31 protein-coding genes are annotated in these 26,368 nt (G+C 67.5%); all 31 read right to left on the reverse strand.

The genetic code is table 11. From position 1 onward, the window contains the following. Nucleotides 1–500: 500 nt before the first annotated feature. On the reverse strand, nucleotides 501–1,205 hold the full coding sequence (locus tag ACQP17_RS04820) for a hypothetical protein (protein WP_433855101.1): 705 nt from the start codon (nucleotides 1,203–1,205) through the stop codon (nucleotides 501–503). Continuing rightward, the gene (locus tag ACQP17_RS04825; RefSeq protein ID WP_433855102.1) at nucleotides 1,202–2,701 is read right to left on the reverse strand and encodes a hypothetical protein; all 1,500 of its coding nucleotides are present in this window, start codon (nucleotides 2,699–2,701) and stop codon (nucleotides 1,202–1,204) included. Before ACQP17_RS04825 ends, ACQP17_RS04820 begins: the two co-directional genes overlap by 4 nt. Continuing rightward, on the reverse strand, nucleotides 2,698–3,000 hold the full coding sequence (locus tag ACQP17_RS04830; protein ID WP_433855103.1) for a hypothetical protein: 303 nt from the start codon (nucleotides 2,998–3,000) through the stop codon (nucleotides 2,698–2,700). Before ACQP17_RS04830 ends, ACQP17_RS04825 begins: the two co-directional genes overlap by 4 nt. Nucleotides 3,001–3,074: 74 nt before the next feature. After that, nucleotides 3,075–3,692 (reverse strand): hypothetical protein, encoded by a 618-nt coding sequence (locus ACQP17_RS04835; RefSeq protein ID WP_433855104.1) that lies wholly within the window; start codon nucleotides 3,690–3,692, stop codon nucleotides 3,075–3,077. Continuing rightward, entirely contained in the window at nucleotides 3,689–3,937 is a 249-nt protein-coding gene (locus tag ACQP17_RS04840; RefSeq protein WP_433855105.1) for a hypothetical protein, read from the reverse strand. The genes ACQP17_RS04835 and ACQP17_RS04840 overlap by 4 nt, the downstream gene beginning before the upstream one ends. Beyond that, a complete protein-coding gene (locus tag ACQP17_RS04845; protein ID WP_433855106.1) occupies nucleotides 3,934–5,268 on the reverse strand; it encodes a hypothetical protein in 1,335 nt (444 codons plus the stop codon). Before ACQP17_RS04845 ends, ACQP17_RS04840 begins: the two co-directional genes overlap by 4 nt. Continuing rightward, nucleotides 5,265–5,855 carry a hypothetical protein gene (locus ACQP17_RS04850; protein ID WP_433855107.1) on the reverse strand — a complete coding sequence of 197 codons (591 nt, stop codon included), beginning with the start codon at nucleotides 5,853–5,855 and terminating at the stop codon, nucleotides 5,265–5,267. Before ACQP17_RS04850 ends, ACQP17_RS04845 begins: the two co-directional genes overlap by 4 nt. A gap of 443 nt (nucleotides 5,856–6,298) precedes the next feature. After that, complete coding sequence (locus ACQP17_RS04855) at nucleotides 6,299–6,436, reverse strand: hypothetical protein (RefSeq protein WP_433855108.1); 138 nt, start codon at nucleotides 6,434–6,436, stop codon at nucleotides 6,299–6,301. Between the two features lie 81 nt (nucleotides 6,437–6,517). Then, nucleotides 6,518–7,234, reverse strand: a complete 717-nt coding sequence (locus ACQP17_RS04860; protein ID WP_433855109.1) for a hypothetical protein — start codon at nucleotides 7,232–7,234, stop codon at nucleotides 6,518–6,520. Then, nucleotides 7,195–7,584 (reverse strand): hypothetical protein, encoded by a 390-nt coding sequence (locus ACQP17_RS04865; protein WP_433855110.1) that lies wholly within the window; start codon nucleotides 7,582–7,584, stop codon nucleotides 7,195–7,197. The genes ACQP17_RS04860 and ACQP17_RS04865 overlap by 40 nt, the downstream gene beginning before the upstream one ends. Before the next feature lie 613 nt (nucleotides 7,585–8,197). Further along, nucleotides 8,198–8,845 (reverse strand): cell envelope biogenesis protein OmpA, encoded by a 648-nt coding sequence (locus tag ACQP17_RS04870; RefSeq protein ID WP_433855111.1) that lies wholly within the window; start codon nucleotides 8,843–8,845, stop codon nucleotides 8,198–8,200. After that, a complete protein-coding gene (locus tag ACQP17_RS04875; RefSeq protein WP_433855112.1) occupies nucleotides 8,842–9,243 on the reverse strand; it encodes a hypothetical protein in 402 nt (133 codons plus the stop codon). Before ACQP17_RS04875 ends, ACQP17_RS04870 begins: the two co-directional genes overlap by 4 nt. A gap of 10 nt (nucleotides 9,244–9,253) precedes the next feature. Continuing rightward, nucleotides 9,254–9,616, reverse strand: a complete 363-nt coding sequence (locus ACQP17_RS04880; RefSeq protein ID WP_433855113.1) for an HNH endonuclease — start codon at nucleotides 9,614–9,616, stop codon at nucleotides 9,254–9,256. Between the two features lie 5 nt (nucleotides 9,617–9,621). Beyond that, nucleotides 9,622–10,203 (reverse strand): hypothetical protein, encoded by a 582-nt coding sequence (locus ACQP17_RS04885; RefSeq protein WP_433855114.1) that lies wholly within the window; start codon nucleotides 10,201–10,203, stop codon nucleotides 9,622–9,624. Nucleotides 10,204–10,300: 97 nt separating this feature from the next. Next, nucleotides 10,301–11,383, reverse strand: a complete 1,083-nt coding sequence (locus ACQP17_RS04890; RefSeq protein ID WP_433855115.1) for an AAA family ATPase — start codon at nucleotides 11,381–11,383, stop codon at nucleotides 10,301–10,303. Between the two features lie 59 nt (nucleotides 11,384–11,442). Beyond that, nucleotides 11,443–11,580, reverse strand: a complete 138-nt coding sequence (locus tag ACQP17_RS04895; protein WP_433855116.1) for a hypothetical protein — start codon at nucleotides 11,578–11,580, stop codon at nucleotides 11,443–11,445. Beyond that, nucleotides 11,532–12,248, reverse strand: a complete 717-nt coding sequence (locus tag ACQP17_RS04900) for a hypothetical protein (RefSeq protein ID WP_433855117.1) — start codon at nucleotides 12,246–12,248, stop codon at nucleotides 11,532–11,534. Before ACQP17_RS04900 ends, ACQP17_RS04895 begins: the two co-directional genes overlap by 49 nt. Nucleotides 12,249–12,865: 617 nt before the next feature. Continuing rightward, nucleotides 12,866–13,516: a TerD family protein gene (locus tag ACQP17_RS04905; protein ID WP_433855118.1), complete on the reverse strand. Its 651-nt coding sequence runs from the start codon at nucleotides 13,514–13,516 to the stop codon at nucleotides 12,866–12,868. Nucleotides 13,517–13,597: 81 nt separating this feature from the next. Next, the gene (locus ACQP17_RS04910; protein ID WP_433855119.1) at nucleotides 13,598–13,819 is read right to left on the reverse strand and encodes a hypothetical protein; all 222 of its coding nucleotides are present in this window, start codon (nucleotides 13,817–13,819) and stop codon (nucleotides 13,598–13,600) included. A 403-nt stretch (nucleotides 13,820–14,222) separates the two neighbouring features. Beyond that, nucleotides 14,223–17,021 (reverse strand): UvrD-helicase domain-containing protein, encoded by a 2,799-nt coding sequence (locus tag ACQP17_RS04915; RefSeq protein ID WP_433855120.1) that lies wholly within the window; start codon nucleotides 17,019–17,021, stop codon nucleotides 14,223–14,225. A 316-nt stretch (nucleotides 17,022–17,337) separates the two neighbouring features. Then, entirely contained in the window at nucleotides 17,338–17,589 is a 252-nt protein-coding gene (locus ACQP17_RS04920; protein ID WP_433855121.1) for a hypothetical protein, read from the reverse strand. Nucleotides 17,590–17,615: 26 nt separating this feature from the next. Continuing rightward, on the reverse strand, nucleotides 17,616–18,149 hold the full coding sequence (locus ACQP17_RS04925; protein WP_433855122.1) for a hypothetical protein: 534 nt from the start codon (nucleotides 18,147–18,149) through the stop codon (nucleotides 17,616–17,618). A gap of 38 nt (nucleotides 18,150–18,187) precedes the next feature. Beyond that, a complete protein-coding gene (locus tag ACQP17_RS04930) occupies nucleotides 18,188–18,556 on the reverse strand; it encodes a hypothetical protein (RefSeq protein ID WP_433855123.1) in 369 nt (122 codons plus the stop codon). Further along, nucleotides 18,553–18,903, reverse strand: a complete 351-nt coding sequence (locus tag ACQP17_RS04935) for a hypothetical protein (RefSeq protein ID WP_433855124.1) — start codon at nucleotides 18,901–18,903, stop codon at nucleotides 18,553–18,555. The genes ACQP17_RS04930 and ACQP17_RS04935 overlap by 4 nt, the downstream gene beginning before the upstream one ends. A 156-nt stretch (nucleotides 18,904–19,059) precedes the next feature. Beyond that, nucleotides 19,060–20,970 carry an AAA family ATPase gene (locus ACQP17_RS04940; RefSeq protein ID WP_433855125.1) on the reverse strand — a complete coding sequence of 637 codons (1,911 nt, stop codon included), beginning with the start codon at nucleotides 20,968–20,970 and terminating at the stop codon, nucleotides 19,060–19,062. Nucleotides 20,971–21,115: 145 nt separating this feature from the next. Then, nucleotides 21,116–21,259: a hypothetical protein gene (locus ACQP17_RS04945; protein ID WP_433855126.1), complete on the reverse strand. Its 144-nt coding sequence runs from the start codon at nucleotides 21,257–21,259 to the stop codon at nucleotides 21,116–21,118. A gap of 55 nt (nucleotides 21,260–21,314) precedes the next feature. Next, nucleotides 21,315–21,575 (reverse strand): hypothetical protein, encoded by a 261-nt coding sequence (locus ACQP17_RS04950; RefSeq protein WP_433855127.1) that lies wholly within the window; start codon nucleotides 21,573–21,575, stop codon nucleotides 21,315–21,317. Between the two features lie 5 nt (nucleotides 21,576–21,580). Next, nucleotides 21,581–21,739, reverse strand: a complete 159-nt coding sequence (locus ACQP17_RS04955; RefSeq protein ID WP_433855128.1) for a hypothetical protein — start codon at nucleotides 21,737–21,739, stop codon at nucleotides 21,581–21,583. Nucleotides 21,740–21,878: 139 nt separating this feature from the next. Beyond that, on the reverse strand, nucleotides 21,879–23,564 hold the full coding sequence (locus ACQP17_RS04960; RefSeq protein WP_433855129.1) for a hypothetical protein: 1,686 nt from the start codon (nucleotides 23,562–23,564) through the stop codon (nucleotides 21,879–21,881). Between the two features lie 108 nt (nucleotides 23,565–23,672). Beyond that, a complete protein-coding gene (locus tag ACQP17_RS04965) occupies nucleotides 23,673–24,914 on the reverse strand; it encodes an AAA family ATPase (protein ID WP_433855130.1) in 1,242 nt (413 codons plus the stop codon). Nucleotides 24,915–25,253: 339 nt separating this feature from the next. After that, entirely contained in the window at nucleotides 25,254–26,312 is a 1,059-nt protein-coding gene (locus ACQP17_RS04970) for a hypothetical protein (protein ID WP_433855131.1), read from the reverse strand. Nucleotides 26,313–26,368 lie beyond the last annotated feature (56 nt).

Consider the following 26,368-nt stretch of genomic DNA (forward strand, 5'->3'; position numbering starts at 1 on the left):
GGCACTGATGCCAGTGGCGTACCCCCGGCAGATCAGCCCGGGGGGGCCAGCCGCGCACGGCTCCCTGCCCCCTCGGCCTGGCAGGGACGAGCCCGGTGCGGCGGGGCGGGGGCCTCTGCGCGCAGCTCAGACCGTGTACGGCGTCCCGGTGGTCGTAAGTGCGTTCATGGCTGATGTCCCTCCGTGTCGCGGCTGGTGCTTCAGTCGGCTCCCGGAGCAGAGCCAGGGAACTCGCGCACGACGGAGACCAGGAGCGGCACGAGGGTGTCGAACGGGCCTGCGACGTGCTGTATTCCGTGTGGGGAGGCGAGGCGGACAGGGTCCTCCGGTAGGGTCCCGGACTCGCCGCACTCGGGGCATGCCCAGGTCCAGCCGACAACGGGAGCATGGACGAGATAGCCGTCCTGGATGATCCAGTCGAAGCGGTCGGCCCAGGCTGTGCTCGTCGGACGCGACGAAGTCGGCGTCGAACAGCTCATCGGGCACGGTGAGTTCAGGCATCAGTGGGCTCCTCTCGGCTGGTAGCTGGTCCCGGTAGCGCCGGGGCATCGAATGACGAGGTTTCGATGGAGGGCTCGGCACCCGTCAGCCGGACAACCTCCAGGACGTGGGCCTCGATGTCGGCGCAGGCCTGGGCGACAACCTGCTCGCCGGCCTCCACCAGCGAGTCGACGGGCGAACTGGGCGTTGCTGCCCACATGGGCGACAGCGTTCTCGAGCGCCCGGAGCGCTTCCTTGGTGGCCCTCACGCCCTTCTTCTCGTGGATCGCCTCGTGCAGTGCCGCCGTGGCAGCCTTGACACGGGCGTACATCCGGTCGGTGACCTCGCGGACCTCCCGCAGGCTCTCGGCGGTGCGGGGCTGATGAGGGATCTCGGGCACGAAGGCGTCGTGCTCGGTACGCCGGATGGTGACCGGCACGCCGCTGCCGAGCCCCATGGAGGACACGAGCGAGCCCCACTGCGCGAGGCTCATCTCGATCTCCACGAGCTCTCGGCCTGAATGGACCCAGTCGTGGTTGAGGTCGCGCTTACGCGTGGCCTCACGGACGGAGAGCAAGATGGTCTCGTTGTGGAGCAGGTCGGACTGGAACAGCAAACGACCTGAGCCGCTACTTCGTGTCACGACCGCGACGCCGAAGGCAGGGTGGATCTCACCACCGCGCTCCGGGTCGATCTTCGGATCCTGGGTCGGACGGCGACTCATGCGGCACCGCCCTTGGCGATGTACTGCGCGAACTCGACGGCAACCCGTCGGCTGTCCCGGCTGTTCCACGTCCGGGCCCGTCTGCGGCCGCCCTCACGCCAGCGCACGCGCCACCCCGTCGCGACCCGGTCCACACGGATCGCGGTGCGTCGAGCAGCACGCCACGCGTCCGCCGTCCTGTCGCAGCAGAGCGGGCTGCCCATCTCGTGCGCCTCACCCAGGTCCGGGTAGGACAGGGCCGTCTCAGCAGTCAGCACCTCACGGGGCAGGTCACAGAACCCGCACATCAGGTGGGGGCCGGAGTAGTACGTACGGTCAGTGGCCATCGGTGCCTCCGAAGACGTCGGGGATGGAGATATGGCCGCTCGGGCCGATGCACACGGGGCCCCAGGGTGCCGCTCTCGTGGACGCGGCTGGAGGACTGCGGGCTGGGGGTGTGCCAGGCGTCGGACGGCCAGCCGGGGCCCGGCTGCGGCTCGGGCTGTCCGGCCAGGACCTACGGCGCGCGCGCACTGCACCGGTGGCCCGCCGCGTACGGCCAGACCGGGCCGGCGTGCGTGCCGAGCGCGCTGCACGGCCGTGATGAGGCGGTCACGCCGCGGCCTCGTGAGAATCGCGGTGGTGGGCGAGGGCACGGCCAAGGGGCGGATGTGGATGCCGAGGCGATACGCAGCCTGCTCGCGGGTGTAGTCCTGCGTCTCGATCAGCCACAGGGCGTCCTCGGCGATCGCTGTGAGCCGGTCGGATGAGTCGCCCAGGTCCAGTGTGGCGGCAGGATCGTCGATGGTGTCATCATCCCACGCGCCGACCGGTGCCCACTGCTCGGCGGCGGCGTGGTTACGCACCCGGCTGTACGCCTGGTTGTCGACGCCGTGCTCGCGCGGGTTGGAGAGCCACAGCTCGTCGTACCGTGCGCGCACCGCCCGAGCAGTCCGGACGATGATGCGGTCGCGTCGCAGGGTGCTGCTGAAATTGCCGTCGGTCATGCCGAGTCGGACGGCGAGGTGGTGCTGCGGCCAGCCCGCGGCGCCCAGCGCCTGGAGCCGGCGAGTGGTCCCGCAGGCGTTGATGACGGTCGAGGCGCCGAGGTTCTCCACCGTGGGCTCGACGGCGAGCACGGCGGCCGCGAGGGCCGGACGCACCTGCGCCTGCGGCCCGGTGCCGCGCTCCGGCCGGCCGGTGACGATGCCCTGCAGACGCTTGCGGTCCACTCCTGCCGCCGCGGCGATGGCCCGGAGGCCCATCTCGCAGGCCTGGAGAAAGCGGATGTGGATGCGGACGGGCTCGGCGTCAACGTACGGCTGCCATGTGCCGTAGGCGATGGCGCGGTTGCGGTTGTCGTCGTACTGGCTGCGGGCGTAGGCGCAGGTGTAGCAGCGGCAGCCGTCGAGCCGGTACCGGGCGTAGCCGTGGGGGCGGGTGCTCGCCAGCCCGCTGTTCGGCCGGGACCCGGCCGCCGCGGTGGCGGCCGGGACGGCAAGGGTCGGGGCGGTCATTGCGCGCCCCCGGTGATCTCGCTGGTGTGGAAGAGGTGACCCAAGCCACGCGCGTCCCTGCCGTACACCACGTCATTGTCCAGGGGCAGGTGGCCGACGGCGGCACGCTGCGCGTAACTGAGCGATGCCGGGTGGCCCTCCATGTCCATCCAGGACTTCCAGGACTGGCCGAACGCACGATCGTTCCAGTCATCGACGCGGAACTCGATCGGTTCGGAGCCGGCGTAGCTGAAGAGCGCGGCGGCCGGGGCGACGGTGACGGTCTGGCCGGCGAGCGGGTGGGTGGTGGTGTGCTGCATGGGTCAGTCCCCCTTGGTGTGGCCGCAGTTGGTGCAGCGGTAGGCGCCGCCGGCCTGCGGGGTGTGGGTGGTGGTCATGTGGCCGCAGATGGTGGTGTCGCAGGCGAGCCAGCGGGCGCCCGCCGGGTGCGCCGTGAAATCCGCGTACGGAGGAGGGGCTGCGGGCTGGTGCCGGCGGAGGGTCGGGGCGCCCAGTCGAGGAGCGCGCGGCGCATGACGCCGGTCGGTCCGTCCCGCCACACGAGCGCCGACTCGGCCGTGCCGCTGTCCGGCTCGAACAGCCGGGACGCGACCGGGTGCTGGCGGATGGCGGCCGCCATGTCCAGCACCTGCTGGTAGTCGTCGCGGAGCAGCGGCACCGCGCCGGCCGCGCGCAGTTCGTCGCGCTCCTCGCGGGCGGCCTTCGTGCGCCAGTCGTCGTAGTCGAGCGCCACCAGGTCGGGGCCGACGCCCAGCACTTCCTTGTGGGCGGCGTGACCGAAGTCGAACGTGGCCTTCGGCGCGGGCGGGTTGTCCTGCTCCCAGCGGAACAGTGCGGGGCAGGACGGCGGGAGTAGGAGGCGGGCGCCGGAGGAGGATCCGCCCGGGGCTGGGTCGGCGTGGTACTCGGCGGCGGTCAGGTCGTGGTTGCCGGGCTCGGTCACCGGGCCGGCGGCCGGGGCGGTCGCCCCGGCCAGCGCGGTGTCCGTCATGCCGCCGCCCCGATCTGCCCGCTCTGGGCGAGGAGGGCGCGGGCGGTGTCGTCGGTGACGCACAGCTCGTCGGCGATCTCCCCCAGGGTCCGTCCTGCGTCGGCCAGTTCGGCGGCGAGTTCCGTCCAGGCGCTGACCCGCGGGGCGGGCGGCACGTAGCCGACGTACCGGACGGATGCCGGGGTGAGCGCTCGGATCTCGGCGAGCGCCTGCCCGTAGCCAGGGCTGGGGCGGACGTCGCTCATCGGGCACCACCGCCCTGGGTGCCGAAGCGGATCAGCTCGGCCGGGTATGGGCCGCCGCTGCCGCGCTTCATCGGGTCGATGTCGTCAGCCGCAGCCCTGTACTCACGCGGAGAGGTGATCTCCCCGGCCGCCTGCTGGCACGCGGCCGCCATCCGCAGGTGCTTCGCGGCCTGCTCGACAGCGTGGCTTCCGATGGCCTGCTGATAGCGCAGGTGCACGTCCTCGGCGAGGCGTCGCGCGAGGAAGGCGTGGACCTCGGAGGGAAGGACGGAGAACCGCGACAGGTAGTCGGTCTCGCTGACCAAGGGCTCACCGATCGAGAGCCGTGTGAGCATCGTCGACAGCTCGTACTGGGCAGCCAGGGCCTCGGTGCCCGGGTCGGACGAGTCGTCCATGAAGTGCTGCAGCGACTCGGCTACACGCTTCGCGGCCGCGGCCAGCTCATCCCGCTCGACGCGCAGACGCTCGACCTCGCGGGTCATGTCGGTGTCAGCCACGGTCGCCACACCACCCAAGGCGATGTCGGTGTGGCCGGCGGCCTGAATGATCTCCCAGTCGTCCTCTTCGTAGGCGTAGGGCTCCCAACTGTCGTTGAAGAACCGCCAGCCGAGCGCAGTGCGTGCGCCGTCCTCGGGGTGGATGGTGATGCTGTCCACGCGGAACTTCCACCCGTGGCTACCGGAGTAGGTGCGGCCGGGCTGGAAGAAGTCCGGCGCGGCGGCGCGAGTGGAGTCACCCCCAGCGGCGGGGGTCTCCTTTCCGGCGGCGTCGGCCATGCGGCGCAGCAGGTCAGCCGCGCGGTCCATGCCGCCCATGTGCTCGTCCTGCGCCTCCGGGTGGGAGCGGACCGCGTCGGCGGCCTCGCGTAGCACCTCGGCGCGGGACGGTCGGCGCGTCGATCGGTTGCCGTCGGCGGACTGCTCGATCTCCTCGACGGTCAGCGCGCGCCCTTCCCGAAGAGCGGCCTCGCAGGCGTCGTACACCGCGTCGAGGCACCCGGTCACGTACTGCGCTTCCTCATCGCGGGTGGGCTCCTTGCCCACACACTTCGCCAGCTCGGCTTCTGCGTCGAGCAGGCGGCGCATCACCAGGGCCATCCGCTCGCCCATCCAGCCCTGGAGGTTCCCGCAGAACAGGTCCTCAGGGCCGACCTTCTGCCCGTGGTCGTGCGTACGGCAGTCCTTGACCGTGTGGCCCAGCCGCAGCAGGAAGTCCGGCCCGGCAGGCTGGATGTCGCCGATCAGCTCGGCGATCGCTGCGCGGTTCTCTGGAGACAGGGGTTCGTAGGCGGCGGCCGCGCGGGCCGCGATCTCGGTCAGGCGGTCGCTCATGCCGTCACCGCCTTGAGGGCGGGCATCTGGCGGGCCACGTAGTCGCGGGACACGCCTCGGCCATTCGGCCACGGGCGCCACGCGATCGGGCCGTGGCACCGGCGGTACGGGTCGTGGAAGGTGTCACGGGTGAACGACAGCCGGCGGCAGTCCGGGCACTGGATCTGCGGGCCGACCTGGCCGTGGTGGCGGCTGGCGAACGCCTCGTGAAAGTCGAGGCGGTCCATGCGCTGGACCTCGATCGACCCGTCGATGGCCGTTTCCCCGGTCAGACTGATGTCGGTCGGGTCGTCGCCGTAGTAGGCCAGGGCGTCGTCCTCCGACGGCGCGCTGACCCACAGCACGTACCGGGTGACGGTCTCGACGACGATCGGGTACTCGCGGTCGTCGAGGTCATACAGGTCAAAGCCGACGTTGTGGCCCTCGATGATCAGGTCGTTCAGGTCCTCGTCCAACCCGGCGGCGACCACGCGGGGGTACTTGCGGCCCCGCGCGTCCTGGTGGTCACCGCGGTGGCGCAGGTCGAGCAGGCAGTCGTAGACGCTGTACTTCTGGCCGTCCTCGTACAGGGGCTCTTCGCACTTCATCGGGCATCGTCCTTGCGGGTGTAGAAGCGGCGGGCGGGCGTCTCATGGCGGTCGAGGAGGCCGGTGGTGTGGTGGTGGGCGAGGAGTCGGCGGGCGGCCCGGTCGTGCGGGCCGGGGAGGCCCAGCGGCCTGGAGGACGTGCATCGCCCGGCGCTTCGTCCACGGGCCCTTCTGCTGGCGGATCGCCGCAGCGAGCACTTGTCGGCGGTTGTTCTCGATCGGGTCGGTCACTGGTCGCTCCCTTCGTCGTTCAGGCTGAGCGTGTCGAGGAGTTCGGACCGGTCGGCGGGGTCTGCCGTAGCGGCATCGAGTGGCCACGCGGCCGCCGCGCCTGCGTGCTGATCCCGGAGGTACGGCGGATCACGCGCACACCTCCCGGTCCCGCGCGCACCACTTTCCGCGGTCCACGCCGTCGCAGCGCAGGCGGATCGTGACGATGGCGGTCATCGGTCACCGCCCCACTGGACGGGGTCGCGGGTGGATGCCAGGCCCTCGACGAATCCGGCGAGCACGGCCGGCGCGACGTCGCGCTCCGCGGTCGGGCGCGGCCACACCATCTCGATGTCCTTGCCTTGGCTCACCGCGTGGCGTCGTACGTGGTGAGGAACAGGTGTTGGTCGTCGGACTTGTGGGAGTGCTGGGTGGCCAGCTCGTAGGCAAGCTCAGGCGAGGGAATCATCAGCGCTCAGCGCCCTCGGAGGCGTGCGGCCTGCCGGGCTCTGCTGGCCTTTCGTCTCGTCGTTGTGAACGAGGCGCCAGCGCTTGGCGGCGCGGTCCCATTCGATGTGCTCGTCACCGGCCGGATTGGAGATGTGGCCGTCCGGCTCGACGTGGAATCCGATGCCTGCGTCGACAAGGGCGTTGAGGCCGTCAACCGCGCGCTGCCACGGGGACACGCCCGCGTCCAGGGCGTCCAGCTCCCGTTGAGCCTCCAGCAGGCCGACCGACATCGGCAGCTTCTCCTGCCGCATGATCTCGATCGCAGCGGCGTACCCCGCGGCCCGCGCGGTGGTGGCCTGCTGCTCCAGCTCGGCGACCCGAGCACGCAGCCGCTCAGCCTCGGTGGTGGACGGCCGACCGCCGTCCCACGCCCAGTCGGTCGCGGTGGGCAACGGCCGATGCGTGCCAAGCAGTACCGACTCGATCGCCTCGGCGGCCTGCTCGCCGCCCTCGATACCAACCCAGTACGCCACCAGATCACGCACCCGCTGCACAGCGGCGGTGTTCCAGCGGTCCTCGGCGGCGGCCTCCGGTGCCTTCAGCAGCCCGGCCGCTTCCAGCGCGAAGGCTGCCTGAGAGGCGAGGTCGTACGAAGTGCCGTTCATCCACGCCGCGTTGATCACGCGAAGAGCAGCGGCAGCGAGAGGTGAGATCGCCATGCCGTCACCTCGGCGTCCGCCGGGCCGTCGCCCAGCGTGCAGGCGTGGACCGGGATGCCGCACACGACTGCGTCCAGCGAGGTGTACGGGGCAGGATCGTCGTCGCTGTGCGGCCGGGTCGCCGCCGGGGTGGCCAACTCGCGGGCCAACGCCTCGACACCAACCACAGACTGGTGGAAGTACAGCCGCACAGAGGGCTCGCCCGACGCCCAGTGCGTGCAGGTGATGGTTACCGTGTCCGGAAGCTGCGGGCAGATGCTGACGACGTGCTCAGCCGCCGACAGTACGTTCATGTGACCGCGGCGCTGCGCGTCAGCCGCAGCAGCGGGCGAGGTAAAGTCGGTGCTCACGGTGAGCCTCGTTTCTTCAGTGGTGAGGCGAGCCGGATGGGGTCGCGCCGGGTGCCACCGGTTGCGGCCCCGACTCGCGTCAGGGAAAGGGGCGCCGGCTTGGTCTCGCCGATGGGCCGGACCTCGTACATGGCGGTGGCATGACGAAGCCAGGGCCCCGTCGAACGGGTACCCCGGCTTGTCGTACGGGGCTCAGCTGACCAGCACGCTCTGCTTCTCCTGGAACGTGGCGAGGAGGACGTCGGCCACTTCCTGTGCCGCCGTGGCTCGTGCACAGTTCGGCCGTCGAGCCGCAGTCCGGGCAGGCGATGGCGAGCGGCGGCAGGTTGGCGCGCTGCCAGTCGTTCGGGGTCAGGTCCATCAGGCGTCGCCGCCCATCTGCCTGGGCTTCCAGACGCTGGCCACCTTGACCCACTCGTCGTAGTCGGCGAGCGACATGCCGCCCTCGTCAGCGCTGTGGTCGTACAGCGCGGTCACAGCGGCGAGGGCGGCATGTCGCGTGCACCTGTGCGGCGGTGAGGATCTGGGCGACGTCGTCGTCGATCTGGTGGCCGGTCCCTGACGGAGCGCACCAGCTCCTCAGCGCGAAGGCAGTTCTCGGGCCCGGTAGCCATCAGTCGTTTTCCTTCGCGGTGTTGCACGGCTGGGGTGCGCCATCGGGCTGATGTGGGCAGCTGAACGTGGCGTCTTCGAGTCCGAGAGCCTGGTGGGCGAGGGCGAGCAGGCTGTCCAAGTCCGGGCCCGCTGCCGGGCGGATGGGCCGCTTGCGCAGCACGGGCACATCCAGATCGACTCCCAGCAGCTGGCCGGGGTGCTCCGGGTCGGTCTTCACGCGGTACGAGCCAGGTGTGATCCACCAGGCGTCGAAGGCGTCGGCCGGACGTCCGGCACGCGGTCCGTGGCCCGCTTCAGTGACCCCGGGCAAGCCCGACGACGCGGGCGTGGCCCGGTAGCGGTTGGCCTCCCCCGACAACATCGGACAGGCGCGCAGGCCGTACGCGAGACATTCCGGGTGCATGCCGGGCTCGGCGGTGTACCCGACGCGCACATCAGCAGGCCGCACCGCGAGACAGATCCGCTCATCGAAGCTCTGCCCGCACACCTGGCAGCGCCGTTCGGCCAGTGCCCGGTCGTGCCGGTTTTTGTCGAGCGCCCCGAACAGGTACCGGCCGCCGGCGTGCAGCGTGATCCACGGGACGACCAGGCCGCCCAAGGTTGGGCGGCCCGCGCACCGTATCGGCGCCGGCAGCTGTGCGGTCACCGGTGGTCTCCTTGCGCGTCACGTGGGTTGAACTGGCGGACGTTCTTGGCCGCCTGGGAAAGGCTGTAGGCGGGTTCGGTCATGGTCGTTATTCCTTGGTGTCGGTGAGGTCGTCGGGGGTGCAGCGGTAGCCATCGGCGGCGAGAGACACCTCGTCGGGCACCGGGCCCTGGAAGTGCTCCTCGCCGGGCCTCGTCGCCGTCGGCGGGGGCGCGCAGCAGCTCGGCGAGCGTCTCGACCTCGACGCAGTTGAGGGCGGCGGCCACATCGGAGGTGAGCTTGCCGCACCAGGTGTCGGTGAAGGCGCGCGCGGTTTCGGCCGGGATGGTGACGATGTCGGCCATGGCGGGCTCTGGTGGATGGGTGGGGCCCGGCGGCGCGGAAGCGAGTTGATGCATGTCCGGGTGGTCAGTACTTCTTGCGCCGGCGCGCAAGACGCCAGCGGTAGAGGGGGCTCGGCACACGGTTGGACTTCCGCCGGTTGTGCCGGCGGCAGAGCAACTGGCCGTTCCACAGTTCAGTCGGCCCGCCACGGCTCCAGGGGTGTATGTGATCGGCCTCGGTCCCCGGTGCCGGGCACCGGAACCAGAGGGGCGGCTTGTGCTCGCACCGGCCGTTACCCTGGCGCATGAGCTGCTGCTTCTGGGACCAGCTGAAAAGCCGGGTGGGGTCCCGCCAGCGCCGCTTACGGCCAACGCCTATGGCGAGGCACAGGGTGCCGAGCGCAGCGACGGCCAGGCAGGCGAGCAACACAGGTGGATCTGGCTGCATGGCGTTCAGTGGAGCTCGTTGCTGAAGGAGATCAGCTCACGAGCTACGGCCAGGACGCCGGCCCAGCCGGCGGCATCACGGTCATCGGTGAGTCGCCGGACTTCCGTGCCCCGCGAGAAATAGACACTGCGGGCTTTGTCATGGACTTCGACCATGACGTAGGGCTCGTCGTCCTCGTCGGCGAGGACGGAGGTGTCCAGTCCGAGGACGAGTCCGGATTCACGCAGGGCTATGGCGACCAGTTGGACGGTGGCGTTGAACTCTTTCGAGTCGCAGAACGGCGTGGTGTCGTCCTCGAAACTACCGGCGTCGATCAGCGGGATGCCAGCGAGAGTCGCCCGCTTCAAGGCGCGGGTGATCTCCCCGTCGGAGTAGGCGAAGCCGGGGTGGATCTCCTCAACTGACACGATCCGGCGACCACGATGTTCGCCGGCGGGAACGTCAGCGGCTTTTTCTACGGCCGCGACCAAGTTCGTGGCTTTGATGGCAGTGACGAGACGCTCTCCGTCCCGGCAAAAATCGGCACCTCGGGGCTCACGATGCTCTGCGCCGGGGTCGGGCTCGGAGACGATGCGGTACTTGGGCATGGTCGAAGGCTGCTTTCTGTACAGGAACGCATGAGCCGGACAGCGAGCCGCCGAGGAGCCACTCCGGTCTCCTCGGCGGCTTCGGATGGGGGTGTCCTCAGAAGTCGATGGAGTACTTCGGGAGACGGCGCAGGGTCACCGAGGCGGCACTCAGGTCCCTCTCGTCGTCGGAGGACTTGTCGTCCTCGTCGCGGAGGTCGGTGAGCATGAAGGCACCCTGCGGGAGCAGGTAGCCGTCTTCGGACGGGACGACGTCGCGCATGCAGAACTGCAGTCCGGCACCGGTTTCCCAGTCGTTGAAGGTCTGCAGGCTGTCGCTGTCGAACAGATCGATACGGCCGTCGAAGACGTTGGTGTCGCCGTTCTTCCAGGTGATGTGGGCCTCGACCCGCGAGCCGGCGTGCTCGCTGCGCTTGATGTTCAGGTCCCCGATCACTTCGGAGAACGACTCGCCCAGGCGCAGCTCGAAGGCGATCGCGCGCAGGTGGTCGAAGTTGATGTCGTACTTCCGGGAGAAGTCAACGATCTCGGCCACCTGCTTCTCGGCCACTCCGGGCACCTGGTCGCGCAGATAGGTGGCGACTGTCTCGGGTTCGGGGTAGGCGAACCGCATGTGGTAGTGGAAGCGTCCGGGGCGGTTGAGCATGTAGTCGTTGACGCGCTGCAGCTCGTTGACTGACAGAACGTAGAGGCGCTTCGTCGTGCTCAGCCCGTCGAACAGGCTCAGGAACTGGTTCTGCAACTCATCCTCGTCGTCGGGGAAGACCTTCTCGAATTCGTCGAAGACGATGACGGCCTCGCCCAGCTCGTCGAGGAAAGCAGCGAGCTTCGGCGTGTCGTGCTGCACAAGCACGGTGGGCAAGTCGTGCTCTTCGCGCATCCGCTTGGCGAGCATGCGGATCATGAGGCTCTTGCCCATACCCTTGTCGCCGGACAGGATGACGCCGAGCGAGCGGTCCATGGCCGAGTAACCGGAAACGATCCGCTGCACGCGGGAGTCGTGGTTGCCGTAGACGACTTCCTCGCCAGGTGCGAGCGGCTCCGTCTGGTGCAGGCTGTGGCCTGACATCGGGGAGAAGCCGATGCCGTAGGTGGCTACGGGCAGGCTGGCGAAGGTCTGCACGGAGTCCCCGTAGAGGCGGAACTCCCCGTCGGAGGCGACGATCGTGGATGCGGGCATGAAGGCTTCTCGCTTTCACAGAAGTTGAGTGGGTGAAGATGGCGGCGGGGCAGCGGTGCTCAACGGATGGGCAGCACCCTGCTGTCCGGGCGGTAGACGCCCTCGTCCTCGTTGAGCACGGACTCGGTGAGGGTGACGGTGGCCGGTATCAGGAGCGGCGCGACGAGCGCGGCCAGGCACTGCTCGTCGGCGAGCACGATCTCGGGGAGCTGGACGCCCCACTCGCACGACAGGAGCCGGGACGACTGCGCCCGCAGCGAGCGGGCGGCGGGAGGGTGTGTTGTGCGTCAGCTCTCCGGGACGGTTCGCGGCGCCGGGGGGGGTTGGTGCTGACGAACTGGAGGAACCAGCCGGGTACCTGGCCCAGCTCGGCGTGGTAGCGGGTCCAGATCTCCCGGACGGGACGGCGGTCCAGGCTCTCGTCGGGCAGGACCACGTGGCCCGTCACCTCGATGCTGTTCCAGCGGGGCGCGGCAGCACCGTCCTGGAACCAGCGAATACGCAGCCGGATGGGCCGCACGCGGTGGTCGCCCTCGCTGTCCTCGATGATGAAGTCCGGGCCGCACTGCCCCTGCCACGCCTTCTCGTACGTCCGCTGCGGCGGCCTGGCCGTCCCCGCATCGTCGTACGTGACCAGCTCGTCGTACCGCTCCGCACGCAGTGAGGGCGTGAGCGACGCGGGCGCCCAGGGGCTGCCGGCCGTCTGCTTCATGTCCTGCTTCCTCTCGATTACAAGGGGCGGTCCGGCGGGGTGAAGCCGGGGCGGTTCGCCGCGGCGGCGGGCCGGGGGTAAGGAGGCGGCGTAGCCCACGAACAGCCAGGTGCCGTTGCTGACCGGGATCGCACCGGCGACCCCGATTGTCACGGATCCGCTCGTTGTCGGTGTTCAGAAGGTGCACCGCGTACTCCTAGGCGACGTCCGGGGCAGAGGGCTGTCCGCCACCAGGACGAAGTCGTCCTTCTTGGCGATCGTCCCGGTGTAGCCGCGGTGCCCGAACTCCTTGCACGCTTCCGCCCTGGTGGCCCCAACGCCTGCTCGGCGCCCCTGCCGGTAGCGGAGGTGATGAAGTCGTAGGCGCGCATGCGGGAGCTTTTTCGGGCAGTGCCGTTTGCCGCCGGTGACGGGGCGGTCCGCGGGTTGGACGGGCGGCGGAACCAAGTCGGTGCGCGGTCGCGAGAACGGGCAGGTCGTGTGTCCGGCTGTCGCACGGACGGCCAGCCTGCCGACGGGAGGCGAGTCGGTGCACGGTGTGGGGAATCCGTTCGGGACTCGTCCCGCCCCGGTAGACCCGAGGGGTGATCGCGTCCCTTCGCCGGGGCGTCGCCCCTGGGCACCGTGAAACGACGTGGTGGCGTCAGAAGTCGCCGACGGCGACCTGAAGGTCGGTCAGCCCGATGGCCCTCCACGCCTGGACGACCTAATTGCGGTCGTCGAGTACGCAGGTGACGCTGTAGGTGTCGCGTACGTGGGCGTCAAAGATTTTAGATCCCCGCGTTCTGCTTGGCGAACGCCAATACGGCGGTGTCGTCGCCTTGCCTGCCGAGGTGACCGGCCTTGTCGACCAGCGTGGTGGTCCAGCCGTCGATGGGGTTGCCCGCCGCGTCCCGGTTGATCTTTCCGCTGGCGACGATGCTGGCGGTTGCTCCGGCTCCGAGGGTCGGCATCAGCTCGTCGAGCAGTACGGCAGAGCCCTGGTTGCTGGTGTCGTAGACGTTGAGGGAGACGTTCTGAGCCTGGTCGAAGTTGGTTCCGAGCTTGTAGGCGAACACCGCCACTGCCCACTCGGTCACCCACGCGGGAAGGCTCGTCAGGTTGAGCGTGATCGTCTCGTCATCACCGTCGCCCTCGCCGGTCTGGTTGTCTCCGGAGTGGACCGCCGCGCCGTGCACCGGGTCCATGTTGTGGCCGATCACGATGCGCTTGGGCTCGCCGTCGCGGTAGAGGATCAGCGCCAAGTCGAGGTCGATGTCCTTCTGCCCACCGCCCAGGTTGATCTTGCCGCCGGTCTTGAGCGCGAGCTTGCGGGCGAAGCCGGACTGCTTGGCGGTCTTTCGGTCCCAGGCCGCGCCGAACACCAGCTTGGTCACGCCGTCGAGCGACGAGTCGACACCCTTGCGGAAGTTGATGGTCATTGTTCGAACTCCTTCTTGAAAGTCGCTTCTAGTGGAACGCAGAGGCTCATGTTCTGATCGTGACGATCCGGAACATGGGCCTCACTGCGTCTTTACTGCTCTTCGTATCCGGGCGAGGATCCGTCCCTGGTGGTCGATGACCAGCCCCCGGCATTGCCGGGTAACCTCGTCCCCCCCCCGCTCGAACACGGCCTTCTCCGCGTAGTTGAAGATACGCAGCGGCAGGGTGGCGTGGGTGGGTCTGCTCGCGGATGCAGTCGGCGTCGAGGCATCGCGCGAGAAGAGCGGGGTCGAGCAGGTCATCTATGTGGGAATGCATTGCCTTTCCTGAGGTGGGGCGGGATTTACCGATCACGCACGTGCGTCGGTGCTTGGTGCCTGCAGATTTCTTGGGGCTGGAGCACCGCCATCTGCCGGGCATGGGGCCTTTCGGCCGTTGTGCTGGCAACTTTCGCAGGCAGCGCAGCCGCTGCTCGGGCGACTCGTCGTGGTCGCGGAAGACGATCCGGGCCTGTTGGCAGATGATCCGGTCGTAGGTGGCCGGCGGGCCGGGGAAAACTCGTCGGAGTCACCCTGTACCAGACGCCATCACGGCATGCCCCGTCGGGCTGCGTCATTCAGGGGCGTGACGTGTGGAAGATCGCAGGGGCGGATGTCTCGTTTGTCGAGAACACCCGCCCCTGCGGCATCAGGTGGCGGCGGTGGGTCAGACGGCCGCGGAGACTGCGGAGCGGTCGTCGGCGCTGCCGGGAGCAGCGCTGTCGTTGTCGTCCAGGAGGTCCGGATCGATGCCGAGGGCGCGAGCGGCGTTCCTCTTGTCGCGCTCGGTCAGAGCCGTCACGATCTGCTCGTAACTGCTCTGGATCGGCGGGTTCTTCACGGTGCCGTAGCCGAGTACGTACTGGCTTTTCATGGCACGAGTGAAGGCGACGTAGAACATCCGCTTGGCGTCTTGGGTCATCTTCGTGTCCTCCCTGTAGAGGACGACAGAGTTGTCGAATTCGAGACCCTTGGCACCGTGGATCGTCGAAACGACCAGGTCGGCCTTGGACTCGAGGTTCTTCCGCTTGCGCTCCTGGTTCCTCTGCTTGTTGATATTCAGCTTCTGCTGGTTCCGCTGAATCTCGAAGGAGAGCAGGTTGTCGCGCAGCCGATCGAAGAACGCCTTGTGTGTGAGCGTGCCCTGGTGGCAGAGCGCGACCCAGCCGTTGATGGTCGCGCTGTTCTCGATCCACCACTCGGAGATCGTGCGCAGGATCGCCTTCTCAACGTTGGCGTTGGCAGCGTTCTTTGTCAGCTTGTCCATGTTGTCCTTGATCCCCTGGGAGACCACGAACGCGGCGTTGGCCGGCGGTGCCTGCAGGGCATCGTTCCAGAAGAACTTGATGTACTTCGAGAAGATGTCCGTGGCGTAGACCCGATCGCTGACCAGAGAGGCGACGCGGCGGCCCGGATAGCGCTTTTCGAGCACATCCTGGATCAAGGACACCTCGCGGCGCGAGTAGGCCAGGAAGGCCACCTGCTCGCCCCGGTCCAGGCACTTGTCCACGTAGTCGGGGATGACCGTGTTGCGCACGATCGCCTGCAGGTCCTGGGTGACGAACCCGGTGAGTCTCGCTACCTCGCGGTACTCCAGGGTGACCTTCTCCTGGAACGAGTCCGCCGTGGGCATTGCGAGCGAGTTCGCCTGCAGCTGGATGTTGGCGAACTGGTTGGTCTCCAGCCCACCGAGCACGACGTTCGCGAAGTCCAGGATCTCCTGGTTGCTCCGGTAGTTCGTCGTGAGCTTGAAGGTCGCGAAGACCCCCGAGCCCTCCAGCGTGTTGAGCGCGCGTGGGTTCGCTGAGCGGAACTCGTACAGCGTCTGGCTGGCGTCGCCCACGATGAACAGGGACTGGGCGTGCTTGGTGATGTACTTCAGCACGTAGATGAACTCAAACACACTGTTGTCCTGCACCTCGTCGATGATGAGGTACTTCGACTGCACGTGGGCCGGCTCGGCCATGTCGTCGATCTTCTGGTAGCAGATGATGATCTGCAGCTCCAGCGACGTCTGCTCGATGCGGTCAAGCAGGGAGATCACCTCGTCGAAGTGGCTCTCGACGAAGGTGTTCAGGGCCGTGAAGGCGCCGGTCCTGTTCTGGTCGACCTCCAGCAGGCGGTGGCGGAACGTCGCCGCGAACTGGCTGTTCGGGTAGAAGATGTCGATCGAGTTGATGATCGTGTCGATTGCCGAGACCTTGTGGGTCGGGTGGTTCATCGAGTAGATGTCGATGATCATCTTCGCGATCGTCATCGAGCCGACGTTGGGGTTCTTTTCCGTGATGTTGTCGGCTGCCGCGTTGGTGAATGAGAGCACCGTGATGTCCGAGGCTGGGACGCCGCAGCCTTCGAGGTACTTGATCCGTTCGAGGATCACGGTCGACTTGCCGGTGCCGGCTCCCGCCTGGGTCATCACCAGCGGCTCGTGGGTGGTGAACGCGTCGCGCTGCTGCTTGGACAGGTGGGCCGGCAGTGCCGGAGGCGTGGCCGGCTGCGCTGGCACGACCAGCTGAGCCTTCATCTGCTCGAGGTGGTCGAGCGTGTGGTTCATCAGCAGGCTGAGGTTCTGCTTCGACAGCTTCGTGGCAATCCGGTCGGAGAAGGTCGCATCGATCTGCTTGTGGATCTGGCGGTATGCCTCCAGCGGGACGTTGTAGTTCTCCAGGTAGCGCAGCTGGATAGCGAGCATGTTCAGCTGCTGCTCAGTCGGGCCCGCGGGCATGTCCTGGATGTAGCGGCAGACCTCGTCGGCGATCGCCTCGGAGTCCCAGATCTGGGCCAGGCGCGTGATGCGCTCGTAGATCGAGTATTGCCGCATCCATTGGTCGAACTCATCGCCGAGGTTGGAGGCCGTCAGGCCGGCGGATGTGAGCACGTCCTGGACGTAGTCACGGGAGTTCTCCAGCGGGCTGGTGTCCCACTGCAGGAGGACGGCGGCGTCGTGGTTGCCGTAGCCGACCGAGCGCGAGACGGCGGTTGCGTACTCGGGCTCGGGGAGCCCCTTCTTGAAGAGGTACAGCTCCATCCGGTACTGGATGACGAGGTCGCGCGTGGACTTGCCGCCGGACTTGTCCTCGTAGAACACGAGCGCCTGCGGGGTCATGTCGAAGGCGACGTCCCAGTCGTCGAATCGGCTGGACGCGGTGTCGACAGCGAAGCGGTCGTCGGCGTGCGGGCTCGGCAGGGTGAAGGCCCCGCCCGTGTTCAGAGCGCGGCACGTGATCGGTGCGAGCGGGATCGATGTCGTGGTGATGTCGTGCTGCGTCGAGCTCTGCTTGACCTCGATATCGGTGGCCATGGCGTAGGCGGTGTTGGTGGCAGTGTTGATCGGCAGCAGGGACTCGTTGAGCAGGCCGATCTTCTTGCCGTTGCCGGTGAGCTTCGAGGAGAAGAACTTCGGGTCGACGGCCTTGTGAGCAACGGCATTGGCCGAGAGGTCGAGGTCATCAAGCACGACAGGCATGTCGTTACCTTTCTTCATTGGATCGAGAGGCGGATCGAGAGAGAGCGTTAATCATGTCGCATAGCAATGCCGATAAGATGTAAATGGTCAGTCGAATGCGCGAAGGCGAGCGAAAAGCGCAGCGACAGGGCTGGGGCATGGGCGCAGGTACGAACACGGGCGGGGCTCTCGTCAGCTGACGAGAGCCCCGCCCGTGTTCCTCTCAACCCACCCGTCAGGGGCCGTTAGGCCCCTGAATCCGGAGTATGTGGCGAAGCCACGCCCCGGACACCGCGCGATACCCAGGCGCGCGGTCGTTCATCAGCGGCAGCTCATCTCACTTCGAGGTCGAGTCCGAGCGCCGGTCGGGACCATCGACGGCAGCATGGCCGGCATCGAGATCCCAGGGACTGGCCGTGACGAGGGATCCTGCGGGATCGACCTCGATCAGGCCGAGCATGAGGCCCAGTTCGCGGAGTTCATCGGTGCTCCGGACATGGGTGGTGAGGTTCGCTCGGGCCGCGGAGGAGAGCTCCATGGCTCGCTTTCGGTGCTCCTGGAGCAGCGGTTCGGGGAGCATGGTGGACATGGCTGTCCCCCTTTCTAAGCAATTAGTTAGGGCGTAGGGGCGAGGTACGCCGTCCGGCGGGGCGCGCCGGTGGGGCTGGACGGGGCGTCGCCTTGCGGATCGGGGTGCGGGCGAGGCTCGTCGCCGGGACGGCCGTACTCCCCGGCGAGCACTGCCATCACGGTGCCGAGCATCTGAACGGTCTCCTCGACGTGCTGGTCGAAGACCGCGTCGTAGTCGTTGTAACCCTTGCCCTTCAGCGTCCCGCCGGCGTACATGAAGACCGCGATCTCGGCGCGCTGACGCGCAAGCATCCCTTGGTAGGCGGCGATCAGCCCGTGGACCACGCCGCCGTGGGCGGGCCCGGGCACGCCCGGGGGTTCGTGGAGATCCTGGGTGCGCCACGCGGTGGCGCACTGGAGCCAGCCGGCCAGCTGAAGGACCTGATCGGCGCGGGAATGATCCCAGCGGTCGAAGGGCTCAGCGGCGGCACCGGCCAGCGCGGCCAGGACGTCGGCGACGTCGCAGGGCCCGGCGTCGCCGGGGGCTGTGGACAGGGCGGAGGGTGTGGTGGTCACCATGGGAATCCTCAAAGGGGCGTGTTCGGGGGGATTCGACGTCAGCTCTGCGGGGCGGTGCCCGGATAGCGGCCGTAGGGGTCGAAGAGGAGCTCGCCGTTGTCCAGCAGGCCGTCGAGGTCGTGGAAGCCGCGGCCGGCGATACCGCCCAGGCCCGTGCCGATCAGTGCGTCGGTGGCCAGCGCGTAGTGGGGCCGCAGCACGAACTCCCCGACGATCATCTGGTGCGTGCGCTCGCTGCCGTACCGAAGCGGGTGCGCTCCGGCCTGCGGGGTTACGCGGCTGGCGCCGACGAAGCTCACCAGGCCGGGTCCGGCGTCCTGGACGTACATCCAGGCGGGTACGTGCCGCGCGCGGGGGTCGAGCCGGAGCCCGGCGAGCGCGGCGTCCGTGGGCAGGTGGCCGCTCATGCCGTCCTCCGCTCGACGCCGGGGACATACAGCTCGCTCACGCACGGCAGCCCGGCGAGGGTCGCGCGTAGCTCCGGCAGCGTGAACCCGGCCTCCCTGAACGCCTTCGGCAGCGCCAAACGCAGTTCCACCGTCACGGGGTCGATCTTCACCTCCCGGGAAGCGATGTAGTCGGCGTCCGGGCAGAGGTACTGCACCAAGCGGACCACGGTGAACAGCTCGCCGAAAGCGATGCGTTCACCGCCGCGCGGCAGCGGCAGCGCTCCGATCTCCCAGGCGAACTCGACAGTGGGCTCAGCGCCGTCGATATCACCGCCGCCCAGGTCGAGGGCAATACCAACGCGCACGTGAAACTCCTCGGGTACGGACCGGCAGCGCCGTGGTGGGGCCGGCCGGTGGGTGTTTGAGCGAGGTGGTGGTGCTCCTGACGGGACTGCAACCCGCAAGTGCCCTTGTTCCGGAACATCCGGAACAAGGGCACTCGGTGCGATGTGGACGGCTGCTCAGTCATCCGACGGGGATGCCGAGGCTGTGCCGCCGGTCTGAGCAGCGAGTAGGTGGTCCTCGATCCAGGTGCGAACAGCCTTGCGCGCCGGCCGCGCACCCTGGGAGTCCACGTAGGTGGTCTCTTCAATGGCGCGCAGCTCGTCGTCGAGCATCGACACGGGCAGCGCCTGGGCCAGCCGCGGCTTGGCCTCGACGATCCGCTCACGCTGCCGCTCGTAGTCGGCGGCCATGATCTGCCGGTAGGTCTGCCGGTCGATGGGGTTGAACCCCACGACCAGTGCGAACCGGCCCAGCAGCTCGGCGTCGAAGAACTGCTCCAATGCCTTGTTGAGGCTCTGGTTCGAGATGGTCTTCGGGTTGCTGCCGAAGCCGATCATCTTGCCGTCGAGCGAATCACGGGCGGCGTTGGTCGTGCAGATGACCAGGGCCTTGGAGAAGTCCAGCATCTTGCCATGGGCATTGCGGATGTAGCCTTCGTCGAACGCCGAGAGGAACAGGCGCTGCACGGCCTTGCCGGCCTTCTCGAACTCGTCGAGCAGGATCACCCGATGAGGGTTGGACTCCAGCGTGTCGAAAGGGAGTTCCTGGTTGGAGTCCGAACCCACGTACCCGGGAGGTGCCCCGACGATCTTGGCGACGGCCGACGAGGTGTGGAACTCGGCCATGTTGAGGATGATCGGCTCGGTGCCGGTTGTCTCCTGAGCGATGATCTTGACCGCCTCGGTCTTACCCACACCCGAGGCCCCGGCAAACAGCCACGTCGTGGGCGTCTTCGTCGGGAACAGGTCGAGCTCTTCGCGGGCCAGACGGTCCGTGAGCTTAGCGAGCACGTCGTCCTGGCCCTGCAGGCGGCTGGTGAGTGTGGCGCTCAACGCGGCGACGTCGAGGTCCTTGCGCTGGGCGTTTCCGGTCATCAGGCGCTTGGCCACATCGAGCACACGGGTGTTCGTCAGCGGCACCTGCGGGATGGACCGCAAGTGTTGCGCGAGTGCCGTGTCGCCAGCGTTCTCGGCCTGGACGATGAGCTTCTTCTGCTCCAGGACCCGGTCAGCCATCGCGCGGTCGAGCAGCGTGATGGCGTTGTCCGGACGGTGCTGGCCAGCCCGGGAGTTCGCTTCGGCGATCTGCACCACCGAGGCCAGGACGTCGTCGGAGACCCCGATCTGGTGACGGTAGTGCGCCATCAGGCCGGGCCGGACCGCGGTCATCACAGCCAGCGTCTGTTCCACGCTCAGCTCGTCGACGATGAGCCGGGTGAAGCGGCGGGCGAAGGCCGGGTCCTCGTCGAATGCCCGAGACTCGGTGCTGGTGGTCGCGCCGATGACGGACATGTCGCCGCGGGCAAGGGCCGGCTTGAGGATCTGCGAGATCTTGCGGCCGACGGCGTCGCCATGGCTGCCGGACCCTCCGGTGATCTGGTGGATCTCGTCCATGAACAGGATGGCCTTGTTCTTGGGGTCCGAGGCGAACTCAACGATCGCCTGGACCTTCTCCTCCAGCGAGCCGACGATGCCTGTCCCGGCGATGATGTTGGTGATGGGCAGCTCGTAGATCGTGTAGTCCTTGAGCTGGTCGGGAATGAGGGCGTCGCCGAGCGCGATGCGCCGGGCGATGTCCTCGACGATCTTCGTCTTGCCGACGCCGGCGGAACCGACCAGCAGAGCGTTGGGCTTGGTCTTGCTGATGACGACCGAGAGGACCTGCCCGATGAGCGTGTCACGGAACATGGTCGGATCGGCGTTCTTGAACTTCTCGTTGTAGTCGACGAGGAGCTCCTTGACGTCGTCGGCGCTGCCACCGCTGGACGGCAGCCCCATGGGCGGGAACTGCGGAGGGAAGCTGACACCGCCGCCGTTGCCCTTGTCGTCGTCGTCGGAGCCGCCGGGTGTGAAGTTGCTGAGACCCACCGGGTCCTCCTTCGGTGCGGGTCGCTCGGCGTGGTGGCGCGATGGGTGGATGCGCCACGGTGTCCCGAGCAGGGATATGGATGAGTGAGAGGGAAAGTCAGGGGTCGTCGAAAGCGGCACTGACGGTTTCCGAGGAGCGGCATGGTCAGCTGACCTCGTTATCGCCTGGCACGGTGGTGGGCGCAGGCTTGGTGAGCGCGACGGCAACCTCTTCGATAGCGGCGATTGCTTTGCAAAGATCAGCGACGATCTCCGCGGCGATGTCGGCCGGGTTTCCGAGCACCACCACGTCCTGGGCGGGGAGGTCGCGCGCAGGCCAGACTGGCTTTCGATCTCAGCACGGGTTATGCAGCGTTGAAGCTCCCAATGACCATGCCGGGTGGCCCCTCGGAAGTAAGCTCCTCGATCTTGGCGTTGGACCGGTCGAGGCGGAACCCCCGCAACGGCTCGTTATCGAAGTACTGAATCGATGCCAGTGCGGGGTCTCTGCTGGGGCCACCGCAGACGGTACGGAGCGCCCCGTCCTCGTTCTCGGCACGGACGACGACGGCGTCATACTCGTCACACCCCCAGCCGTCTGTGCGGGTCACCTGCCAAAGCTTCATAGTCTTCAGTCCCCTTCCGGGATTTCGGCAACTGTTTCCAAAGTGACGAACCACTCGAAGCTGTCGTCGACGATGACTCGGCAACCAAGTACGCCATCACGCACCTCGGCACATGGCGAGGGTGCGTTTTCCCGCAGGGTCACGCCCTCACCGGTGGCGAGCACGGGGGCGAGTGCCTCGATGCGTCACGGGGCTCCGAGCAGGGATATGGATGGATGAGAGAACGTCAGGGGCCGTCAAGAGCTATGCCAATGAGGAGAGTTGGACGACACCGCTCTTGACGGATTTCGAGGAGCGGCGAGGTCAGACGACCATGCCGAGGAACCTCTGCCGGATGCTCGGATCGATGTGCTGCATCGAGTCGGCGTAGCGTTTTGCCAGGTCAACCATGAACGACCAGTCCATGGCGGAGCATGGTGCGTAGTACAGGTTCTTCGGGTGGTCCTGACGCGTGGACGGCGGCAGCCAGTCGAAGTCGGTGACCATGAGCGAGAGCCTGTGCTGGCGCACGCGGCTGGCGTTGATGTACCGCCAGATCTGCGTGTACTCCGTTCCACCCGACACCTTCGGGATCCTGCGGAACTCCTTCCAGATCTGAGCCGTCGACTTGTTCTCCGTGCGCAGCATCACCTCCTGGGACAGGAAGTGGCTGAACGAGTTGAAGTACAGGTTGATGTTGAGCTTCTTGGCGATCCGGATGAGCATCATGACCGCCTCCTGGTAGTTCTCCTCGGAGATCGAACCGGAGGTGTCGATGTAGATGTGCAGGTCGGGCATGTACTGCACCGAGGTGATCCGGCCGGGCTTATTGCAGTCGTCCGGGTCCCGGCGGTTGGCCTTGAGGAAGGTCGCCTTCGTCGTGCGGAAGATGTTCTGCGACTTGTTGACCTTGCCCATCCGGCGCAGCACACGGGTGATGTCCTTGAGCAGGTCGAGCTTGCTCGGCGGCTGCTTGCGAAATGCCACCTGGGCGCTACGGCTGCCAGGCTGGCCCGGTTGCTGCTTGGCTCCCAGGGCGGCAGCCCGGGCGGCTGCCCGTGGCAGCGACGTGAGCTTGGACAGCGACGTGTTCGAGACGACCTTCACCGGCGAAGCCAGCGACTGGTTGATGAGGTTCCACTCCCCCGTGATCTTCGCCGCGGTGGCCCGGGCATGGGCCTCGACGTTGACCAGGACGAGGGAGCGCGGGCAGAACAACTCCCCGGCCGTGAACGGCAGGACGCCGGTGTCCAAGGCGGTGTTCTGCTGGCTGGCCTGGGCCCGCTGCTGCTCGACGTAGTTCATGAGCATGTGCACGAGCACGCGAGCGAAGGAGTGCTCATCGTTGGCGTCAGAGTCGTCCTTGCGCACCATCAGCGACTCGGTGAGCCCCTTCAGGGACAGGGCCGAGAAGTCGTTGAGCAACTTGGTGGTGGCCGGCGGCAGCGCGCTGGCCATCGTCTGCGTCTGCTGGGACAGCCAGACCTTGAAGTCGTCGAAGGCCGCGGAGGACTGGAACCAGAACCCGAGGGTGTCGGGGTGGAAGGTGTAGGCGATCGAGGCGAAGAAGGCGCTCTCGCCGCCGGTCCCCGCCAGCAGGGCCTTCGCGGCTGGGAGGACGTCAGCCTGTGCCGTGTAGAGCACCCGCGGGGAGGGCGCGGGCATCTTGTTCTGCTGCCCGGCCTGGACGGCGAAGAGCTCGGCGACCGGCAGCGGCGTGCCCTGGTCGAAGCTGATCAGGGTCTGCCCGAGCAACTCCTTGACGGTCTGCTCGCTGCCCACGTTCAGCGTGTCGCCGAAGCAGCTCATGATCAGGTCCGAGATGCCCCCCGTCAGATCCGCGCCCTGGGCGTCGGTGATGCTTGCCGGGGCGTTGGGGTTCAACGGCTGCAGCAGCGGGTCGACGAGGACCTGCTGGATCGCAGGTACCGGGTCGTAGTCGCCGATGCACGCGATGGTATGCAGTGCGTCAAGCACGGCCGGCTTCTGATTCGTGACGTTGATCGTCATGTGTCGTGGTCTCCTTCTGAGGACAAGGCAGCGGCAGAGCGCCGCCGGTGGTGGGGAGTTGCAGCAAGGGCTGCACCGCAGCAGTCCCCACCACCGGTGATCGATCGATCAGAGGAAGGCCGAGAGGACCGGCTTGGCCTGGTTGACGATCGGAGCGTCGATCTCCATGAAGGCCTCCAGGTTCTGGCGGTCGATCTGCTGGTTGGTCACCATCTCGATGAGCGTGCGGGTGTGCTCCGGCTCGACCCGGGTGGCGGCCTGGGCCAGCTGCTCGATGAGGCGCGCGTTGTCCTCGCTCTCCTTGAGCGCGTACAGCAGCGATCCGGACTTCTCGTTGTCGGTCAGCGTCGCGACGAGCGCGGCCATGTCGGTCACGGTCGCTGCTGCCTTAAGGCTCTGGTAGCAGTTCGGCTTCGGGACGTTCACCCGGTGGTGCTGCACGCCGCCGGCGTTGTTCGCCAGGTCCTGGGAGATGGTGGCCACGAGCTGCGTGGTGAACATGGTGTCCCCGACGTAGGCCTCGATGGCCTCGTTCAGCAGCGAGGTCTCGCGGTCGCCGATCTGGATCGGGGTGGCCAGGTACTGCGCCAGCTGCTGCGGATCCGCCGCGTTGAGCCACTTCGACAGGTTGTCGATCGTGCGCGGCGTGGTGAGCTGGTTCATCTCCTCGCCGCCGTCGAACAGATCGGCCATCGTGACGTTGCCGCTGTCATCGTCGTCCTGGCCGTCGGCGACGATGGCCTCGGGCGTCGACTTCTGGAAGATCAGCGCGGGGTACTGCGTGAGCACCGCTTTCACCCAGGGGTTCATGTTGTCGCCGAGGACAGACATGAGGGTGGCGGCGTCGGGCTCGACGTGGAAGATCGCGAAGCGGGACAGGCTCGCCTCGTCGAGCGAGGTGACGTTGCCCTTGTCGTTGCCGGCCACGACGATGCGGACGTTCTTGGGCAGCTCGACGTAGCCCATGCGGCGCAGCGTGACCAGGGTCAGCGCGCCGGAGGTGACGTCAGAGGTGGTGCGGTTGATCTCGTCGAGGAAGAGGATCGGCCACTCACGCGGGTTCTTCTCGGCGTAGTCGATGCACTCCTGGATCACCTGGTGCGGGTAGAAGACCTGCTTGTAGCTCTGAGTGCCGTCGTGCTTGGTGTACGGCGCCAGGCGCGCACCGGTGAGGTCGGCCTTGTCGGCGAGCTGGTTGCACGGCAGCGTGAAAGCCTGCGTGCCCATAGAGTAGGCCAGGCCCTCGACGAAGCTGGACTTGCCGATGCCGGGTTCCCCCATGAGAGCGGGCGTCGCGCCGACCTCAAGGGACTGCTTGATGAGGGTCGTCAGGGTGTCGTTGAACTTCATGTCGACGTCTTTTCTGTGCGTGGGCGAGGAAGAGAGAGAAAGGCAAGAGATGTCGGAGGACGGCGCTGCTGCTCTCGGCGTCGCCGAGGCTGCATAGGCCGTGAACGGTCCTGTGGCGCGGGCCGCGCCGTCGGAGCCTGGCGGAGACCTGCACTCCCGCCGTGGGTGGCGATGGAGCCCCGCTGCACATCGCCACCCGATCGCGCTCCGCGCGATCCAGCACTGTCCCCCACCTGTGCTCGGCCCCGCCGCAGCACCCGTCACCCACCCCACCCGCTGCCGGAGTCAGCAGATGAACCAGGAGCTGAAGCAGCAGCAGGAACGGGCACAGAGCGTCGGTCAGTTGGTCGACGAGGAACGGGCCTCGCGGTCGGCCACGAGCGCAGCCGCCCGGTCAAGGAGGAAGGGCCGGCCGTTGCGCCGCTCGCTGTGCTTGGGGCGCGCAGGGATGACATCGACCGCCGCCTTGTAGAGCAACCACGCGGTGTCGCCTGTCGAGTACTCGACGCCGAGGGCGCTGTAGGCGCGCAGTTGTGTCCGCATCCAGCCGTAGAGCGAGGCAAGAACGGAGAACTCCCAGCGGGACATGTCGTGGTTGAAGTCTCCGGGATCCCGGAGCTGATGGCGTGCACTGGTCAGGGTCTGCTCGATGATCGCCTGCGAGTACGGGATGTCGGGCATGTCCTCGGCGGTGTCGACAGCTGATGCTGAAGCACCGGAGCTCTCGCCGGCGTTCACGGCCAGCTGCGCGTAGAGGTCCTCTATGGAGGCGAAGGCCGGCGCGGTAGTTGCTGCGTTGACGTGAGCGACGATGCGATCGGGCACCGGCACGCGGGTGAAGGTCGACCAGTGGTCCAGGAGCAGCTCGTACCAGCCGTGTTCCTCACGCAGGACGCGCTTGCAGGCCGCTAGGGGGAAGTCGTGGAAGTTCTTCGGCAGCGGCATGACGAGATGGAAGCCCTGGCCGGACATCGACAGCTCCGAGTAGAGGATTCTCGGCAGCCGCAGCAGGTCTGTGGCCACACCTGGCGGGCAGTCGGCCTCGATGTCGAGGACGAGCAGCCCGTCAGTCTGGGCTTGGAGGTAGAAGGCGGTGTTCGCAGCGTTCGGTATCGCCGCGGTGAGTTCATCGAGGGTGAGCAGGCAGGTCTCGTCCAGGGCGAAGGCTCCGCGTAGTGGGCCAGCGTGCTTGCAGCTGGAGGTGCAGCCGGCGAGCAGGTGCCGTACGTCGGTCGGGGCCTTGCGCTTCGGCGGCTTGGTGGGATCGTCGGGGGTCTCTTCCCCGATCTGTCCGGAGATGGTCCACCGACAGGCACTGGCGAGAGTGCGGATCGCGGGGTTGCCGTAGAAGTGCGGGAACCAGGCATGGGGGTCGGCTGGAGTCATCGTGGGACGCATGCTTTCGATCGGAGGCGTCAGGAGGGGGAGAGAAAGACAGGACCCCCGTACTGCAC

Source organism: Streptomyces kronopolitis (assembly GCF_050953795.1).
Taxonomy (GTDB): domain Bacteria; phylum Actinomycetota; class Actinomycetes; order Streptomycetales; family Streptomycetaceae; genus Streptomyces; species Streptomyces kronopolitis_A.